The organism is Novosphingobium sp. fls2-241-R2A-195 (assembly GCF_030209485.1).
Classification (GTDB): domain Bacteria; phylum Pseudomonadota; class Alphaproteobacteria; order Sphingomonadales; family Sphingomonadaceae; genus Novosphingobium; species Novosphingobium resinovorum.
Genome location: NZ_JARVRY010000005.1, coordinates 43781 through 59933, shown reverse-complemented (window position 1 = coordinate 59933; position 16153 = coordinate 43781). Strand labels below are relative to the sequence as shown.

21 protein-coding genes and 1 tRNA gene are annotated in these 16153 nt (G+C 66.4%); 12 read left to right on the top strand and 10 right to left on the bottom strand.

Annotation, left to right across the window (positions count from 1 at the left end):
- Window positions 1–10: 10 nt before the first annotated feature.
- On the bottom strand, window positions 11–961 hold the full coding sequence (gene purN, locus QRN25_RS05070; RefSeq protein WP_271184248.1) for a phosphoribosylglycinamide formyltransferase: 951 nt from the start codon (window positions 959–961) through the stop codon (window positions 11–13).
- Window positions 962–1094: 133 nt separating this feature from the next.
- Complete coding sequence (gene purM / locus QRN25_RS05065) at window positions 1095–2198, bottom strand: phosphoribosylformylglycinamidine cyclo-ligase (RefSeq protein ID WP_285017788.1); 1104 nt, start codon at window positions 2196–2198, stop codon at window positions 1095–1097.
- A gap of 69 nt (window positions 2199–2267) precedes the next feature.
- Between purM and QRN25_RS05060 the strand changes: the two genes are divergently transcribed.
- From QRN25_RS05060 to QRN25_RS05045, 4 genes are all read left to right on the top strand, one after another.
- The gene (locus QRN25_RS05060) at window positions 2268–3539 is read left to right on the top strand and encodes a heavy-metal-associated domain-containing protein (protein WP_285017784.1); all 1272 of its coding nucleotides are present in this window, start codon (window positions 2268–2270) and stop codon (window positions 3537–3539) included.
- Between the two features lie 10 nt (window positions 3540–3549).
- Window positions 3550–4182, top strand: coding sequence for a P-loop NTPase family protein (locus tag QRN25_RS05055; RefSeq protein WP_271184245.1), 633 nt, complete (start codon window positions 3550–3552; stop codon window positions 4180–4182).
- Window positions 4183–4389: 207 nt separating this feature from the next.
- The gene (gene epsC, locus QRN25_RS05050; RefSeq protein WP_008828412.1) at window positions 4390–5085 is read left to right on the top strand and encodes a serine O-acetyltransferase EpsC; all 696 of its coding nucleotides are present in this window, start codon (window positions 4390–4392) and stop codon (window positions 5083–5085) included.
- Between the two features lie 8 nt (window positions 5086–5093).
- Complete coding sequence (locus QRN25_RS05045; protein ID WP_285017782.1) at window positions 5094–5465, top strand: DUF2794 domain-containing protein; 372 nt, start codon at window positions 5094–5096, stop codon at window positions 5463–5465.
- A gap of 283 nt (window positions 5466–5748) precedes the next feature.
- Here QRN25_RS05045 and QRN25_RS05040 read toward each other — a convergent pair whose 3' ends face one another.
- Window positions 5749–6846 (bottom strand): hypothetical protein, encoded by a 1098-nt coding sequence (locus QRN25_RS05040; RefSeq protein WP_285017780.1) that lies wholly within the window; start codon window positions 6844–6846, stop codon window positions 5749–5751.
- Between the two features lie 71 nt (window positions 6847–6917).
- A complete protein-coding gene (locus QRN25_RS05035) occupies window positions 6918–7835 on the bottom strand; it encodes an SDR family NAD(P)-dependent oxidoreductase (protein WP_285017828.1) in 918 nt (305 codons plus the stop codon).
- Between the two features lie 122 nt (window positions 7836–7957).
- Between QRN25_RS05035 and purS the strand changes: the two genes are divergently transcribed.
- Together purS and purQ are read left to right on the top strand one after the other, a co-directional pair.
- Complete coding sequence (gene purS, locus QRN25_RS05030) at window positions 7958–8194, top strand: phosphoribosylformylglycinamidine synthase subunit PurS (RefSeq protein WP_008828408.1); 237 nt, start codon at window positions 7958–7960, stop codon at window positions 8192–8194.
- The gene (gene purQ / locus QRN25_RS05025) at window positions 8194–8871 is read left to right on the top strand and encodes a phosphoribosylformylglycinamidine synthase subunit PurQ (RefSeq protein ID WP_285017779.1); all 678 of its coding nucleotides are present in this window, start codon (window positions 8194–8196) and stop codon (window positions 8869–8871) included. The genes purS and purQ overlap by 1 nt, the downstream gene beginning before the upstream one ends.
- A gap of 17 nt (window positions 8872–8888) precedes the next feature.
- On the opposite strand, the gene QRN25_RS05020 is transcribed toward purQ, so the two are convergent.
- The 3 genes from QRN25_RS05020 to QRN25_RS05010 all read right to left on the bottom strand — a co-directional run bounded on the left by QRN25_RS05020 (window position 8889) and on the right by QRN25_RS05010 (window position 10695).
- Window positions 8889–9413, bottom strand: coding sequence for a nuclear transport factor 2 family protein (locus tag QRN25_RS05020; protein ID WP_285017778.1), 525 nt, complete (start codon window positions 9411–9413; stop codon window positions 8889–8891).
- Between the two features lie 13 nt (window positions 9414–9426).
- A complete protein-coding gene (locus tag QRN25_RS05015; RefSeq protein WP_285017777.1) occupies window positions 9427–10239 on the bottom strand; it encodes an SDR family NAD(P)-dependent oxidoreductase in 813 nt (270 codons plus the stop codon).
- 78 nt (window positions 10240–10317) lie between these two features.
- Window positions 10318–10695 (bottom strand): hypothetical protein, encoded by a 378-nt coding sequence (locus QRN25_RS05010; protein ID WP_008828402.1) that lies wholly within the window; start codon window positions 10693–10695, stop codon window positions 10318–10320.
- A gap of 129 nt (window positions 10696–10824) precedes the next feature.
- On the opposite strand from QRN25_RS05010, the gene efp reads away from it, so the two are divergent.
- The 5 genes from efp (at window position 10825) to QRN25_RS04985 (ending at window position 13238) form a co-directional block, all read left to right on the top strand.
- Window positions 10825–11388: an elongation factor P gene (gene efp / locus QRN25_RS05005; protein WP_285017776.1), complete on the top strand. Its 564-nt coding sequence runs from the start codon at window positions 10825–10827 to the stop codon at window positions 11386–11388.
- Window positions 11389–11811: a hypothetical protein gene (locus QRN25_RS05000; protein WP_285017774.1), complete on the top strand. Its 423-nt coding sequence runs from the start codon at window positions 11389–11391 to the stop codon at window positions 11809–11811.
- Window positions 11812–11852: 41 nt separating this feature from the next.
- Window positions 11853–12674: an inositol monophosphatase family protein gene (locus QRN25_RS04995; RefSeq protein ID WP_008828399.1), complete on the top strand. Its 822-nt coding sequence runs from the start codon at window positions 11853–11855 to the stop codon at window positions 12672–12674.
- A 107-nt stretch (window positions 12675–12781) separates the two neighbouring features.
- A complete protein-coding gene (locus tag QRN25_RS04990) occupies window positions 12782–13102 on the top strand; it encodes a hypothetical protein (RefSeq protein ID WP_008828398.1) in 321 nt (106 codons plus the stop codon).
- A 52-nt stretch (window positions 13103–13154) separates the two neighbouring features.
- Window positions 13155–13238: transfer RNA gene (locus QRN25_RS04985), tRNA-Leu, on the top strand.
- Window positions 13239–13254: 16 nt separating this feature from the next.
- Here QRN25_RS04985 and QRN25_RS04980 read toward each other — a convergent pair.
- The 3 genes from QRN25_RS04980 to QRN25_RS04970 form a co-directional block, all read right to left on the bottom strand.
- A complete protein-coding gene (locus QRN25_RS04980; protein WP_285017773.1) occupies window positions 13255–13539 on the bottom strand; it encodes a hypothetical protein in 285 nt (94 codons plus the stop codon).
- Between the two features lie 66 nt (window positions 13540–13605).
- The gene (locus QRN25_RS04975) at window positions 13606–14304 is read right to left on the bottom strand and encodes a glutamine amidotransferase (RefSeq protein WP_008828396.1); all 699 of its coding nucleotides are present in this window, start codon (window positions 14302–14304) and stop codon (window positions 13606–13608) included.
- Between the two features lie 98 nt (window positions 14305–14402).
- Window positions 14403–14570, bottom strand: coding sequence for a hypothetical protein (locus QRN25_RS04970; RefSeq protein ID WP_271184237.1), 168 nt, complete (start codon window positions 14568–14570; stop codon window positions 14403–14405).
- 243 nt (window positions 14571–14813) lie between these two features.
- Between QRN25_RS04970 and QRN25_RS04965 the strand changes: the two genes are divergently transcribed.
- The gene (locus tag QRN25_RS04965) at window positions 14814–16139 is read left to right on the top strand and encodes an amidohydrolase (protein WP_285017772.1); all 1326 of its coding nucleotides are present in this window, start codon (window positions 14814–14816) and stop codon (window positions 16137–16139) included.
- The last annotated feature ends 14 nt before the right edge of the window (window positions 16140–16153 follow it).

Below are 16153 nucleotides of genomic sequence, written 5' to 3'. Positions count from 1 at the left end.
ACTGGCCCTTCTAGAACTGTCCGGCCGCATCCATCAGCGCGGTGAGGCGCTTGGGTGCCACCGCTCGCCACGACAGCCAGAGCCAGTCGGCGATCGCCTCCCAGTCGGTATCGCCGCGATCGAGGCGAATGCCGAGCCAGCCGTCGCCGAAGTAGGCGGGGCGGAAGTATAGGTCGTCGTCCTGCTCGATCAGCATCGCCTGTTCGTCGGCGCCGCTGATCTTGATCAACAGCGCGACGCGGCCGTCCCCGTGATGGTCGGCGCTGAAGTAGGCGAACTTCTTGCCCTTTATCACGCCGAAGCAGGCCATGCCGTGGCTGACCGTCTCGTCGCTCTCGGGCAAGGCGAGGGCGCGTTCGCGCACTTGCTCAAGCAGCCATTCGGGCCGCGTCTCTCGCGTGACGAGGTCGGCGAGGCAGCGCGAGTAGAGCTGGTGCTCGGCGATCAGCACACGGCCCGCGAGCGTGTCGGCGGTGTCGCCTGGCAGGATCGCCACCGGCGTCTGGCCGAGGATCGGGCCATCGTCGAGTTCGGCGGTGACGAGGTGAACGGTGACGCCGCCATGACTGTCGCCCGCCTCGATCGCGCGGTCATGCGTGTGCAGGCCGGTGTACTTGGGCAGCAGCGAGGGGTGGATGTTGACCATCCGGCCTTCCCAGCTGCCCACGAATTCCGGCGTCAGGATGCGCATGTAGCCCGCCAGCGCGACCCACTGCGCGCCGCTGGCGCGAATCGCCGCGTCCATCGCCGCGTCGTGCTCGGGCCGCTTCATGCCCTTGTGACTGAGCGCGAAGGTCTTAACGCCTTCCGCTTCGGCGAGCCGCAGTCCCTTGGCCTCGGGATCGTTGGCAGCGACCAGCACGATCTCGTAAGGGCAGTCGGCCGCGCGGCTCGCATAGAGCAGGGCGGCCATGTTGGTGCCGCTTCCGGAAATCAGTACGGCGACTTTCTGGCGGGTCATTGCGTAATCCCGAACCGTCATCCTGAACTCGATTCAGGATCCATTGCGCCTTCCGGCATGACCGGGGTGTGGCGCACCATGGACCCTGAAACAAGTTCAGGGTGACGCAGCGTGTGAGGAGGCGTGGCCTCGATCAACCGATGTGAACGGCTTCCCACGGCTCGCGTGCGGACCACGCCTCGGCCGATCCTGCCACGGTGCAGCCCTTTTCGCCCGGCTCGATCGTGCCGATGGTGAAGACGGTCTCGCCCACGGCTTCCAGTTCCGCCTTGAGCGCCTCGGCTTCGTCCGCCGCGACCGCCAGCACCATGCCGACGCCGCAGTTGAAGGTGCGCGCCATCTCGCCCGGCTCGATGTTGCCCTGCGCCTGCAGGAACGCCATCAGGCGCGGCTGCGGCCAGGCATCGGCATCGATGCGGGCATGCAGGCCCTTGGGCAGCACGCGCGGGATGTTCTCCAGCAGGCCGCCGCCGGTGATGTGGGCGAGGGCGTGGATACGGCCCGCGCGAATGAACGGCAGCAGGCTCTTCACGTAGATGCGGGTCGGCGCGATCAGCGCGTCGATCAGCAGCGTGTCCGAATCGAACAGGGCGGGGCGGTTCAGCTTCCAGCCCTTGTCCTCGGCCAGACGGCGCACCAGCGAATACCCGTTGGAATGGACGCCCGAGGACGCGAGGCCCAGCAGCACGTCGCCGGCCGCGACCTTGTCCCCGGTCAGCTGCTCGCCGCGCTCCACCGCGCCGACGCAGAAGCCCGCGAGGTCGTAGTCGCCCGCCGCGTACATGCCCGGCATTTCCGCGGTTTCACCGCCGATGAGCGCGCAGCCCGAAATCTTGCAGCCCTCGGCAATGCCCGCCACGACGCGCTCGGCGACGCCATTCTCCAGCTTGCCGGTGGCGAAATAGTCGAGGAAGAACAGCGGCTCGGCGCCCTGCACGATAAGGTCGTTGACGCACATGGCGACGAGGTCGATGCCGATGTGGTCGTGGCGGTCGTGGTCGATCGCCAGCTTGACCTTGGTGCCGACGCCGTCGTTGGCGGCGACCAGCAGCGGGTCCTTGTAGCCCGCCGCGCGCGGATCGAAGAAGCCGCCGAAGCCTCCCAGTTCCGCGTCGGCGCCGGGGCGCGCGGTGGATTTCGCGAGCGGGGCGATGGCCTTGACCAGCGCGTTACCGGCCGCGATCGAGACGCCGGCCTGCTCGTAGCTATAGCTCTTCTGGGAGTTATCGTCGGACATGTGGGCGCGCCTAGCGCTTTGTGACTTGGATTTCCATCTTCGATTGGGCACAAGGCCCCCGGTTTCGACATGGCAATCACGATTTCCCCCAAAAGCCTGCGGTTCAGCCGCAAGGGTGCCGCCTCCAGGGCCATGTTGTGGTGGGGCGGCGCGGCCGTTCTCGCAGTGGCGACGATCACCGGCGTCCAGCTTCTGGCGCAGATCGAGGGCGATCGCGGTATAGCTCCGCTCGCCAATTCGCAGGACATCCAGGTCAACGGCATCAGCGTCGACGTGACCGCCAAGACCGGCGCGCAGGCCCGGATCGACGGCTGGAAACTGGCGGAAAAGGAAGCCTGGAAGAAGCTGGGCGGCCCCGACATGCCGACAGAATCAATCGACGCCATGGTGACCTCGGTGGTCATCGGGCAGGAGCAGGTCGGCCCCAAGCGCTATATCGCGACGCTCGGCGTCATTTTCGACAAGGCCAAGGCTGGGCAATATGTCGGCGCGGGGGCGGGCTCCGGTCCGCGTTCGGCGCCGCTGCTGCTGATCCCGGTGCTCGATTCGGGCGGTGTCAGGCAGGTCTTCGAGGTGCGCGGGCCGTGGCAGCGCGCCTGGGCCGAGTTCCAGGCTGCCGCCAGCCCCGTCGATTACGTGCGCCCGACCGGCTCGGGCGGCGAATCGCTGATTCTCACCGCCGGACAGACCTCGCGCCGCAGCCGCCTGTGGTGGCGCACGGTGCTTGGCCAGTTCGACGCCTCCGACGTGGTGATGCCCGTCGCGCGGCTGGAGCGGCAATGGCCCGGCGGCCCGATCAAGGGCACCTTCACGGCGCGCTATGGCCCGGACAACAAGTTCCTCGGCGGCTTCACCATGGATGCCGCCAGCGAGCAGGACCTGCCGCGCATGCTGGAGCAGGCCGTCACCCGCGTCGACGGCCTCTACCGCGACGCGCTGGCGACCGGCGAACTGCGCCCTGACCCCTCTATCAACGCAGGCGGAGAAGCGCTGGACCGCGCCTTTGCCGAACTGCGCGAAAAGCTGATGCCCAAGGGCGAGGCACCCGTGGTGGTGCCGACGCCGATCCCGGTGATTCGCACCGAAGACGTGTCGGGCGCTCCGGTCGAGACCGTAACGGTCCAGTTCGCTACGCCCGATGCCGCTGCGGTAGACGCCGCGCTCGCCGCCGTTCGCGGTGTGCCGGGTGTGCAGGGCGCTGCGACCGTAAGCCTCGCGATCGGCGGCACCTCGGTCATGCGGGTCACCGTATCCGGCGGTGGCGAGCGGCTTGCCGGTGCCTTGCGCGGGCAGGGTTGGAAGGTTTCCGGCGGGGGCACCTCGCTTAGGATCAGCCGCTAGGATCCTCGCCATGCGACAGATCGCCCTTCCGCTGTCCGCCGCGAGCGACAGTCCGCCGCGCATTGTCGTGGGTGAGGCCAACGCGCCTGCGATCGATGCGCTGATAGAGCCGGGCCAGTGGCCTTTCCGCACCGCGATCCTCTCTGGCCCGCCCCGCTCGGGCAAGTCGCTGCTGGCGCGCTGGTTCGTCGAATCGGGCGCGGGCGATGCTGTCGATGATGCGCAAGGCATGCCCGAGGACGCACTGTTCCACCGCTGGAACCGGGCGCAGGAACTGGGCCGTCCTCTGCTGATCGTCGCAGACAAGCCTTTCGCACCGGGCGTAGGCGACAGTGATGGCGAACGCTGGCGGGTACGCCTGCCGGACTTGTCCTCGCGGCTTGGTGCCGCGCTGAACCTTGCGATCGGCGAGCCGGACGATGCGATGCTCATCGCGCTGATGGAAGTTCATGCCGAGATGCGCGGGCTGGTTCTCGATCATTCGGCAACGCAATATCTTGTAGGACGTTGTACCCGTAGCCATGTGGGCGTCGAACGTCTGGTCGCCGCCATCGACCGGCTCAGTCTCGAGCGCAAGACGGCCCCCACAATGGCCATCTGGCGCGACGCGCTGGAAGAGACTAAAGGCGGCGCCCAGACTTAGGGTTTGTCTGGAAAATGCGCTGCATTTTCCGGGCGGCACCAGCCCTCTCCCCCACCCGACCACCCATAGGGTACTGTCGTTGGGTGGTCGGGTGGGGGAGAGGGCTGGTGCCGCGAAATGCGCATATCGCGCATTTCCAGACGGTAACGTGAGGGCGGCTTTGCAACAAAAGTTGCAAAGTGGAACGATTGATGGGAATTTCCGGCGATGCTGGGTAATATCATCCGCTATCTGGACTCGGTTGTCGCACGCGATCCTGCGCCGCGTTCGCGCTGGGAAGTGCTGCTTTATCCGGGCGTATGGGCTCTGTTCTGGCACCGCATCGCGCATGCCCTGTTCCAGGCGGACCTGTTCTTCCTCGCCCGCGTGGTGAACCACCTTGCGCGCTTCCTGACCGCGATCGACATCCATCCCGGCGCGCAGATCGGCCGCAATTTCTTCATCGACCACGGCTTCACCGTGATCGGCGAGACCGCGGTGATCGGCGATAACGTGACGATCTACCAGTGCGTGACGCTGGGCGGTTCCAACCCCACCAACGGCGTCGGCGGCAAACGCCACCCGACCCTGCTCGACAACGTGATCGTCGGTTCGGGCGCGCAGATCATCGGCCCCGTCACCATCGGCCGCCGTGCCCGCATCGGCGCCAGCGCGGTCGTGACCGAAGACGTGCCCGAGGGTGCGACGATGATCGGCCTCAAGGCCCGCTCCACGCTGGTCAAGGCGGAGACCTGGGCCAAGGAATTCATGCCCTACGGCACGCCTTGCAAGGAACCCTGCGAGCCCACAGGCGGCGCCCAGCGCGTCGAGGATCTGGAGCAACAGGTGGCCTTGCTGCGCGCTCAGGTGGAGGAACTTATCTCCGAGCGTCAGCACGCCGCGCGCGAAAACGAGCGCTGGTGAGCCGCTGAATGGTGGCAGGCGGCCCCGTTTCCGGCAGCATTATTGCCTTTCCCGGCGCCCATAACGGTCAGGCGTCTTCGCAGGTCGGGTTCGACCGGCTGGAACTCCAGCGCATTCTCGATCTTTACGGCCGCATGGTTGCAGCTGGACTCTGGCGCGACTACGCGATGGATTTCGCGCGCGAGGCCGCCAGTTTCAGCGCTTTTCGCCGCGCCGCCGAACGCCCGCAGGCGCGGATCGAAAAGCGCCCCTCGCTGCGCGGCAAGCAGGGCATGTGGACACTGTTCGGCGAAGCGGGGCAAGTGCTCAAGCGCGGGCACGAACTCTCGAATGTGCTGAGTTCGCTGGAACGCAAATTGCTCAAGGTGGTCGAGGACTGAGCGTTCTCGGCTGAAAGCCCGTCATCCCAGCGCAGGCTGGGACCGCTTTCGTCATATCGCGAGGTCTCGGCAAGGCTGCGGCGAAGCTCAACGCCCCGTCGATAGGCCGCTTCATGGCCATAGCGGTCTCAGCCTTCGCTGGGATGACGGCAAATGTATCCTCCTCGTTGCGAAGCAATGGGGAGGGGGACCGCCGACGCAGTCGGTGGTGGAGGGGAAAAGCCCCCTCCGTCAGTCGCTCCACGACTGCCACCTCCCCATTGCTTTGCGACAGGGAGGATGCTTAAGTCGAAGCGGGTAGCCGTTCGCGCCAGCTTTCCGGCGCCAGCGTCAGCAGGGCGCGGCGCAGCGGGGTCCAGAACACCGACAACGCGAGCAGCGCCGCACCGACGAACAGCGTGGAGATCGCCAGGTTCATCTCGATCGTACCGGCATTGCGCAGCAGGCCGTTCAATGCCGCCAGCACGTAGATCAGCGCCGACACCAGCAGAGCCCGCCGGTCCACCAGCAGGGCGACGAGCGCAAATGCCACATAGGTGACGAGCACCCCTGCGGCATGGCCCGGAGTCACGTCGTCGCCGTTCAGCACGCCCAGCCAGTAGAACAGCGAATGCGCGATCAGCGGCGCGGCGAGCAGGTGGAGCCAGAACGCGATGTCAGCGCGCTGGGTCCGCCGAGCCCGGTCGGACAAGTCCCAGCGCATGGCGAAGGCGAAGACCGCCAGCCCGCACAGGAAGGCGGCGGGCGCGAGGACCGGGTTGGCCGCCAATGCCTGCCCGGTGGCCCAGGCGATCGCCGAAAGCAGGAGCAGCACGACGGCGCCGGTTCCGGCCGCAATCGTGATCGCCACGTGGAAACGCAGCCAGTGGAGCAGCGCCCCGACCCCGGCCGCTATGGCGGCGCTCAGCATGATGGCTGCGTCCTGCCAGGGATAGCGCTCCATCCGGTGCCAGACGTGCCGCTCGCCATTGAACTCATAATAGACCGGCACCCGATGCTCGGGCAGGGCCTCCGCGACGAGCGCTCCGGCAAAAAGCCCGAGGCCGACGACGAACGAGGCGAGCACGATGATCGAGGGAAGGGCCATGCGGCGCTTGCGCGTGAAGATCTCGGCCATCAGCCAACTGGCGATGGCGACGAGCAGGCCGGCCATCCACCACCGCTGGTCATTGGCGCCCGCCGCGTAAACGCCGGAGAAGATCACCAGCAGGCAGGCGATTCCCACGAAGATGTCGTTGAAACTGGTGACGAGGCGAATGTTCTCCTCGTCCGCCATCGGCACCACGCGTGTCGTAGCCACATGGGCGCGCAGGGCGTCCGCCGCCTCGGCGCTGATGGCTCCGGCACTGACGGCGGATTGCAGATCGTCTTCGGAATACAAGGCGTTCCCCTTAAGCGGCTGCGAAGCTGCCCGCGTGGGCAGGCACCGTCAATCGCAATTGCCTCCGCTTGTTAAGGCGCCCGCATCAGCAGCATCGACAACGCATGATGTGCCTGGTCCATGCCGGTCTCGAACGGGTGGTCGCCTGACCGGTCGGTGATGCGGGGCCATGCGGCGGCGACGTCCTCGGCGCTGCGGGCGGCTTCGGGGAGCAGGACGCCCTCGTTCATGGTGATCCATGTGCCCTGAAACACGCCGCCACCCGCCGCGAGGATGGCGTCGGTCGGCGCCTCGGGAGAGACAAGGAACACGGCGGCGGGCACGACATTGCCGGGCTCGAACGCCTTGTAGGCTTCCTCGGGGAAAATGTCGGCGGTCATGCGGGTGCCGGCGGTGGGCACGATGGTATTGACGCGGATGCCGTACTTCGCGCCTTCCAGCCGCAGTGTCCGGGCGAGGCCGAGCACGCCCGCCTTGGCCGCGCCGTAATTCGCCTGCCCGAAATTGCCGCCAAGCCCGGTAGAGGAGGTCGTCATCAGCACGCGGCCGTAGTTCTGCTCGCGCATCGTCTCCCATACAGCCTTCGTCGCGAAAGCGCTGCCGAGGAGGTGGACACGCACGACCAACTCGAAATCGGCGGGGTCCATCTTGGCGAACGTGCGGTCGCGCAGGATGCCGGCATTGTTGATGAGGACATGGATGCCGCCCCAGGCTTCCCTCGCGCGGGCGGCCATCGCTTCCATCTGCGTGTAGTCGGAGACGTCGCCGCCATCAGCCATGGCCTCGCCGCCGATCTCGCGGATTTCCTCGACGACCTGCAGCGCCGCGTCGGACTGGCCCGATCCGTCCCGCGCCGCTCCGAGATCGTTGACCATGACTTTGGCCCCGCGCCGTGCCAGTTCGAGCGCATAGGCGCGGCCGAGCCCGGTGCCTGCTCCGGTAACTATGGCGACCTGATCGGTGAAGGAAATGGATGCTGCGCTGCTCATCGCCGAGTGATGGCAGGTCGTAGCGGCCCATTCAACGGCGCGTTCAACCTTGCCCCGGCGGCTGCGAAGGGTCATAGGCGCATCCAACGAATCTGCCCGCTATCCTGCGAAAGGCCCGCCAGATGAAAGTCCGCGTCCACGTCAGCCTCAAGCCCGGTGTCCTCGATCCTCAGGGTCGCGCGATCCACCACTCGCTGGAGGGCCTCGGCTTTTCCGGCGTCAACGACGTGCGCGCCGGCCGCCTGTTCGAGCTGGACGTTGCCGAGAGCGTCACCGACGAGGCGATCGACGACATGTGCCGCAAGCTCCTCGCCAACATGGTGATCGAGAACTACCGCATCGAGAAGGTGGCCGCCTGATGGCCTTCACCTCCGCCGTCATCACCTTCCCGGGCTCGAACTGCGACCGCGACATGGCGACGGCGCTGGAGAAGGTATCGGGCACGGCGCCCCACCGCGTCTGGCACGGCGACAGCGAACTGCCCGAGGGTCTGGACTTCATCGCCGTTCCGGGCGGCTTCTCCTACGGCGACTATCTGCGCTGCGGCGCGATCGCCTCGCGTTCGCCGATCATGCAGGCGGTGATCGCGGCGGCGGACAAGGGCGTGCCGGTGCTCGGTGTGTGCAACGGCTTCCAGGTCCTGACCGAAAGCGGGCTGCTGCCGGGCGCGCTGCTGCGCAATGCCGGGCTGAACTTCGTGTGCCGTGAAGTCGGGCTCGAGGTCGTGAACGCGCAGTCGCTGTTCACCAATGCCTACGAAGCGGGGCAGGTCGTGCGCATCCCGGTGGCGCACCACGATGGCAACTACTTCGCCGACGAAGAGACCTTGAACCGCCTCGAAGGCGAAGGCCGCGTCGCCTTCCGCTATGCCGAGGAGGTTAACGGTTCGGCGCGGTCTATCGCGGGCGTGCTCAATGATGCGGGCAATGTGCTGGGCATGATGCCGCACCCCGAGCGCGCGATCGAGACCACGCATGGCGGTACGGACGGGCGCGGCCTGTTCGAAAGCGCGATTCGCGGGCTGGTTGGCGCCTGAACTCCCGAACATAAGCTTCAGCCGCGCGTTCCCCTGCGGAACAGCGGCTGGAGACATTCGGCATAGCTTGGATCGCGTTCTGCGAGCCCGAGCAGGCCGCCGCCGTCGAATGGACGGCGCAGTTTGAAATCATACGTCACGACCCGCCTGGAGAAGCGCCATCGCCCGTCGGCACAGCGCCGGTAGTTGTCGATGTAGCGCACAGCCATGAAGTCCTCCTCGCGCCCGCCTTCGCGGGTTGGGATGAGGTGCCAGGCCAGGCCGTAGACCTCGCCGCTGCCCACGTCTCCATCGACCGCGATCAGGTGGTTGCACACGTGATGCCCGGAGTAGGGCATGTGCGGAAAGGCACGGGCGATGAAGTCGCAGTAGTCCCCCGCCGGACCGTCGAAGCTGTCGCCATGGGTGTCGGTGGCATCATCGGTATAGAGGTCGCGCAGCAGGGCGATGTCCTGCCGGTCGATCGCACGCGAGTAGAGCAGCACCAGTTCGCGAATCGCTTCCTTGTCGATGAGTGCCTGCACGGCAGTTTGGTCGATCATCGTTTATCTCCCGTCAGAGCAGGGCGCCGCCGTCCACGGGGTAGACCTGCCCGGTGATGAAGCTGGCCCGCGCCGAGGCCAGAAAAGTCACCATCGCCGCCATTTCCTCAGGCGTAGCAAAGGGACGGCCGACGAACGTGCGGCGTTGGCGCAGCGCGCGGTCCTCTTCGCTGACGCTGGCGGCGCCTTTCGAGAACAGGCCGGTTTCGGGGTTGAAGCGGCTGCCGCTGCTGAGGCTGGCCGGGTCGGTCGGGATCGTGGCGTAAGGCGCGACGGCATTGACGCGAATCCCGTGAGCGCCGACTTCCTTGGCGAGCACCACGGTGAAGCTGTGCACCGCCCCCTTGGCGGCCGAATAGACCGGCAGCATGTAGTCGCCCACCAGTGCGGCGGTTGAACCGACGTTGACGATCGCCCCGGCCTTGCGGGCGATCATGCCGGGCAGCACGGCATGGGTCATGCGCAGCACGGTGCCGAAGTTGAGGTCGATGTCCGCCATCCATTTCGCCGGATCGGAATCGACGAAGAGGCCCTGGTCGACGTTGCCGCCGACGTTGTTCACCAGCACCGCTACGGGGCCGAGCGCTTCGGCGGCCTTCAGCACTATCGCGGGAGAGACAGGGTCCAGCATGTCGGCGGCGACGAACACCGCCTCGGGTGCGCCGCGCGCCTTGCAGTCGGCGACCAGCCTTGCGCCTGCCTCGTGGTCTCTGCCGACGAGGACGGGCAGGGCGCCCTCGGCTGCGAGGTCCAGCGCAACGGCGCGGCCGATGTTCGCGGTCGCGCCGGTGACGATCGCGACCTTGCCCTGCAGTTGAAGTTCCATTGCCCGCTCCCGGAGTTTTCCGAGAGCTAGGGCCGCCCTACCTCAAGGGCAAACCGCGCCGGCGATGATGATCCGCGATCAGCGACGCGAACTGCGAACGCAGCGCATTTCGCCGTCGCTGCCGTTGTCCTCGACCTTGCGCAAGTACGTGTCCTTGAGCCGGTGCAGCTTGAGGCCCTTGAGCTTGCCGCCGGTCATCGTCACGTAATCGCCGGTCAGCAGGTAGCTGCCGCGAATGCCGCCCGCCTTGTAAGCCGAGGCATTGACCACGCGGAACTCGTAGTCCGGCAAAGGCTTGCCGACGAGGCCGCCCGCGTCGCCCGCCATCTCGCAGCTGTAAGTGCCGATGGGTAGGGTGGAGATCAGCCCGCCGCTCACCGGAGGCGGGGCAGGCTCTGCGGAGGCGCAGCCGGCGACGAGGGCCAACAGCACAACGGGAAGGGAGGCACGCTTCATGGCATTCAGCTAGCATCGGCGCGAAGCAATTGCCATGCCTCGCGACCTCGTCTAAGGGCGCATCCTTTCGAGGGTCGCGCCTGCTGTGGCCCCGCGATTCAGCTCTTTCCCATCCTGAAGGCCAGAACCATGAAGATCAGTGGCGTCGATATCCGTCCCGGTAACATCCTTGAATACGAAAAGGGCATCTGGAAGGTCGCGAAGACGCAGCACACGCAGCCCGGCAAGGGCGGCGCCTTCATGCAGGTCGAGATGAAGAACCTGATCGACGGCCGCAAGACCAACGTGCGCTTCCGCAGTGCCGACACCGTCGAGCGCGTCCGCCTCGACACCAAGGACTTCCAGTTCCTCTACGCCGAGGGCGACGAGCTGGTGTTCATGGATACCGAGAACTACGACCAGATCTCGCTTCCCGCCGATCTGCTGGGCGATGCTGCCGCGTTCCTTCAGGACGGTATGCAGGTGAGCCTGGAAATGTGGGAAGAGCGCCCGATTTCGGTCCAGCTCCCCGAGCAGGTCGAAGCCACCATCGTCGAAGCCGACGCCGTGGTGAAGGGCCAGACCGCCTCGTCCAGCTACAAGCCCGCCGTTCTCGACAACGGCGTGCGCGTGATGGTGCCGCCGCACATCGAAAGCGGTACGCGCATCATCGTGGACGTCTATGAAAAGACTTACGTGAAGAAGGCAGACTGAATGAACAAGCTCGTCCTGACCGTCGCGACCGCCGCCCTGGCGATCGCGGGAACTTCCTCCGTTGCCTGCGCCGCTGCCCCCAAGGCTGCTGCAAAGAGCGCCGCCAAGCCTGCCGCTGCGGCACCCGCAGGCGGCGACTCGCAGGCACAGCATGCGATGCTCTACCTCAAGGTGCTCATCAGCGGATTGCAGTCGGACAAGATCGAGGAACCGGTCAAGGGCGCGCTCGTCGGCTGCATCTACGACAATTCGCTCGGCAAGATCACCGAATCGATGGACAAGGTGATCGCCGAGAATTCGGGCAAGATCAGCCGTGACAATCCCAGCGAACTGCTGAGCGTCATGGCCCAGATCTGCGGCTACAAGCCGACTGCGCCTGCCGCCGGCACGGCCCCCGCCAAACCCGCGCCGCAAGGCCGCTGACAATCGGGGCCGAACTCGGCCCACAGGAGTGAAGTACAGTCATGGCCGCCATTTCCGGTCTCATCCGCGTCATCGAGAAGGCCGCCCGCAAGGCCGGCAACCGCCTGCGTCGCGACTTCGGCGAAATCGAGCACCTGCAGGTCAGCCGCAAGGGCCCTGCGGACTTCGTGTCGAAGGCCGACCAGGCTTCCGAGCGCACCATCTGGGACGAACTGCGCGCCGCGCGGCCGGACTGGGGCTATCTGTTCGAGGAAGCCGGCGAGATCGAGGGCGACCCGACCAAGCCGCGCTTCATCGTCGATCCGCTCGACGGCACGACCAACTTCCTTCACGGCATCCCGCACTTCGCGATCTCGATCGCGGTGCAGGAGCCGCGTCTGGACGGGAAGGGCTGGGGTGAGGTCACCGCCGGCCTGATCTACAACCCGGTCACCGACGAAAGCTACTGGGCCGAGAAGGCACGCGGTGCGTGGCTGCACGACCGCCGCCTGCGCGTCTCCTCGCGCCGTCATCTCGACGAGAGCCTGATCGCAACCGGCATTCCGTTCGCGGGGCACGGCGATCACGGCGTCTGGACCAAGATCTATCACGGCCTCGCGCCGCAGGTGGCGGGCATTCGCCGCTTCGGATCGGCCGCGCTCGATCTCGCCTGGGTCGCCTCTGGCCGCTACGAGGGATTCTGGGAATCGGACCTCAAGCCGTGGGATACCGCAGCGGGTTGCCTGCTCGTGCGTGAGGCCGGTGGTTTCGTGTCGGACTGGAAGGGTCGTTCGAACCCGATCTGCGACACCGAGATCCTCGCGGGCAACGACGTGCTGCATTCGCGCCTGCACAAGATCGTCGCGACCGCCCTCAAAGCATGATTTCATCCCCCTCTGAGGCACGTTTCGGCGTGTCTCGGAGGGTGATTCTCTGAACTGAAACGAAACCGTCGCGGAATTTTCCGCAAACGGGTGTAAAACGCTGAGACATGGAACGCCATGTCCCTCGCCGTTGCGCCCTTGCGCTGCTTTTTGCGGCGGCGCCTTCGCCTGCATTCGCCGAGCAGCCGGTGCCTCTGGCGAAGCAGCGGCAATTCGACCTGACCGCCGTGCCGACGATAAACGCGCGCACGTCGCTGCGGTCGCAGGCGGTGGGCGAGATCGAGCTGCTCAAGCCCGAGAAGACGCGGCTGAAGCTGACATATCAGACCGACGATGATGGTCCGCGCTTCGAGATCGGGACGCTCGGATCGCGCAAGGGGGCGATGAAATCGCGTCTTCTCCACGTCGCGATGGACTGGATCTTCTGAACGGGCTTGAACCCTGACGAAGTGCCGTCTAAGCGTCGCGCCTCGTTTCCGTGCCCCTGTGGCGGAATGGTAGACGCGAACGACTCAAAATCGTTTGTCGAAAGGCGTGCCCGTTCGAGTCGGGCCAGGGGCACCACTTCCTTCGATCGTCCTCAGCACAATGAGGCGATGACGAGGACCAGCAACAGCGCGACGACGATTGCCGCTACCCACTGTACCAGCGGGTAGGCCGCGATCAGCCGCGTCAGCGCCCAGGCGGCCACGGCGCCGAGCACGGTTCCTGCGATCATGCCGCCAAGGACGCCCCACTCGCCCATCATCCACAGCAGGACTAGCGCGAAGACGCTGACCGGGAAGAATCCCGCCAGCGCGCGGGCGAGTGTGGGGGGCAAGGTGCGCCAGTTCATCGAGCGCCGCGTGGGAATGCCGTCAGCCATGGCCGCAGAGTAATCCTGCTACGCCCCCGCCGCCAGCCGGAGCGTCGCGCGAATCGGGCGGTACGGCTAGTTCAGGCCCTGCAGCCAGTCGGCGATCATCGCGCGCCCCGCCGCAACCGCGCCGGGGCCGAGTTCGTCGTGGCGCTGGCGGAGTGCCTGAGGGCAGCCTCCCGCCTCGACGACGGCTTCGGGCCACTGGTCGATCCAGGCGTCGAAGCGCGGGTCCTCGCCCATTTCGGCATGGAACTGCAACGCCAGCTGATTGCGGCCCCGGCGGAACGCCTGATGCTCGTAAAGCGAGGTCGAGGCCAGGAATTCCGCGCCCTCCGGCTTGGTGAACGTGTCGCCGTGCCAGTGCAGCACCGGCACTTCGCGCACATGGCGCAGCGGGCTGTCGGCGGCGTGCTCGTGAACCTGAACGGGGTGGAAGCCGACTTCCTTCGCCGGGCCGGGAAACACCCTGGCGCCGAGCGCGCTGGCCATCATCTGCGCGCCGAAGCACACGCCCAGCGTCGGACGGTCCGCCTCCAGTCGCATAGCAAGGCGGCGTAGCTGGCAGCCGATCCAGGGATGACGGTCCTGCTCGTAGACGCCCATCGGCCCGCCCATCATGATGAGCAGGTCCGGCTCGCGCAGATCGAGGGTTGAGAATTCCGGGTCGGTGACGTCGATCCGGCTGACTTCGTAGCCGGCGTCCTCGATGGGCTTGCGATAGCCTGCGACCCCTTCGTGGGGAACGTGGCGGATGATGAGCGCGGTCTTCACGGGCCTACTGTGTCACAAGTGATGTTAACGGGCGACATCGAACTCCGGCTGGAGAGATGCGGATTTCGATGCCGCCCGATGGGGTCATTGCAGAAGCCTCACAGGCCGAGGCGGGACCAGAAGTCGCCCGCGCTGCGGATCGTGGCCGCGCCGCCTCTCGGCGGCGAATCGGTGGCGCCGCGCCACGAGGGATGTGGCAGGCGCACGTCGGTACCGGGCCGGGCACGCAGGACTTGCGAGGTGATGCGGGGGATCGAGTTGAACATTTCGTATCTCCATCGGGAGGCACGAAGCCCGGCGTTGTCGCCTTGCGGTTTCGTGCGCTTTAGCGGTTGGTGACGCGGAGCAAGCTGACAGCCATCAAATGCCGCGGAAGAACAGGCGAGCCCTGCGCTTCGAGGGTCAATCTATTCATTTGGTAGAGAATGTCGATACGGAGTTTCTATCGGGCCTATGAGAAAAACTTCACGCCGATTGCGGAGCTGGCGGGGCTGACGTAGCTTTCGCTCATGCGCGCCGTTCTCCTTGCATCCGCCTGCGTTCTTGCGAGCGTTTCCCTGCCTGCAATGGCAGAGCCCGTTGCCGATACAGTGGCGCGTGACCTGCCGGGGCTGATGGAGACTTATCGCGATCTACACGCCAATCCCGAACTCAGCTTTCAGGAAGTGCGCAGTGCCAAGATCATGGCCGATGCCGCGCGCAAGGCGGGTTTCACGGTCACCGAGAAGGTCGGACGCACCGGCATAGTCGCGGTCCTGAAGAACGGGCCGGGGCCGACCATCCTCATCCGCGCGGACATGGACGGGCTGCCGGTTATCGAGCAGACCGGGCTGCCCTTCGCGTCAAACAGGCGCGGCACGTCCACGGCGGGCGTGGAAAGCGGCATCATGCATGCCTGCGGTCACGACACGCACATGACCGCCTGGATCGAAACGGCGCGTCTCATGGCCGCGCGCAAGGCGGAGTGGTCGGGCACGCTGGTCATGATCGGCCAGCCGGCCGAGGAGATGGGGCTGGGCGCGCTGGAGATGCTCAAGGACGGGCTCTACACGCGCTTTCCCAAGCCTGATTACACGCTGGCGTTCCATGACACGCCCGAGCTTGCCGCCGGTGTCGTCGGCGCGGCGAAAGGCTGGGCGCTCGCCAATGTGGACAGCGTGGACATGCTCGTGCGCGGGGTCGGCGGGCACGGCGCCTATCCGCAGACCACGCGCGACCCGATCGTGCTCGCCAGCGCGATCGTGATGAAGCTGCAGACGCTGGTGAGCCGCGAGACCAATCCGCTCGATCCCGTAGTGGTGACGGTCGGGTCGTTCCACGCCGGGACCAAGCACAACATCATTTCCGATCAGGCGAAGCTGGAACTGACGGTGCGCAGCTATTCCGACGAGACGCGCCAGCGGCTGCTCGACGGCATCGCCCGCGTCGCGCGTGGGGAGGCGATCGCATCGGGCCTGCCGGACGACCTGATGCCGCAGATCCAGGTCAAGGAGCCGCACACCCGCGCGACCTGGAACACGCCCGAGTTCGCCGAGGAGGCCGTCGCCGACCTCAAGGGGAAAATGGGTGCGGACAACGTGGTGATCACCCCTTCGGCGATGGGCGGCGAGGATTTCGGCGAGTTCCGCCGCGCCGATGAGGCGCACATCAAGTCGGTGATCTTCTGGGTCGGCGGTGCCGATCCGGCGAAGCTGGCGGCGGCGAAGGCCGGAGGTCCGCCGATGCCTTCGCTGCACAGCCCGTTCTGGGCACCGCAGGCCGACAAGGTGATCGCCTCGGGCGCACAGGCCCTCACGCTGACGGCGCTGCGCCTTATGGCGAAGCAGGGGATGTAAGGTGCTCCGACAGC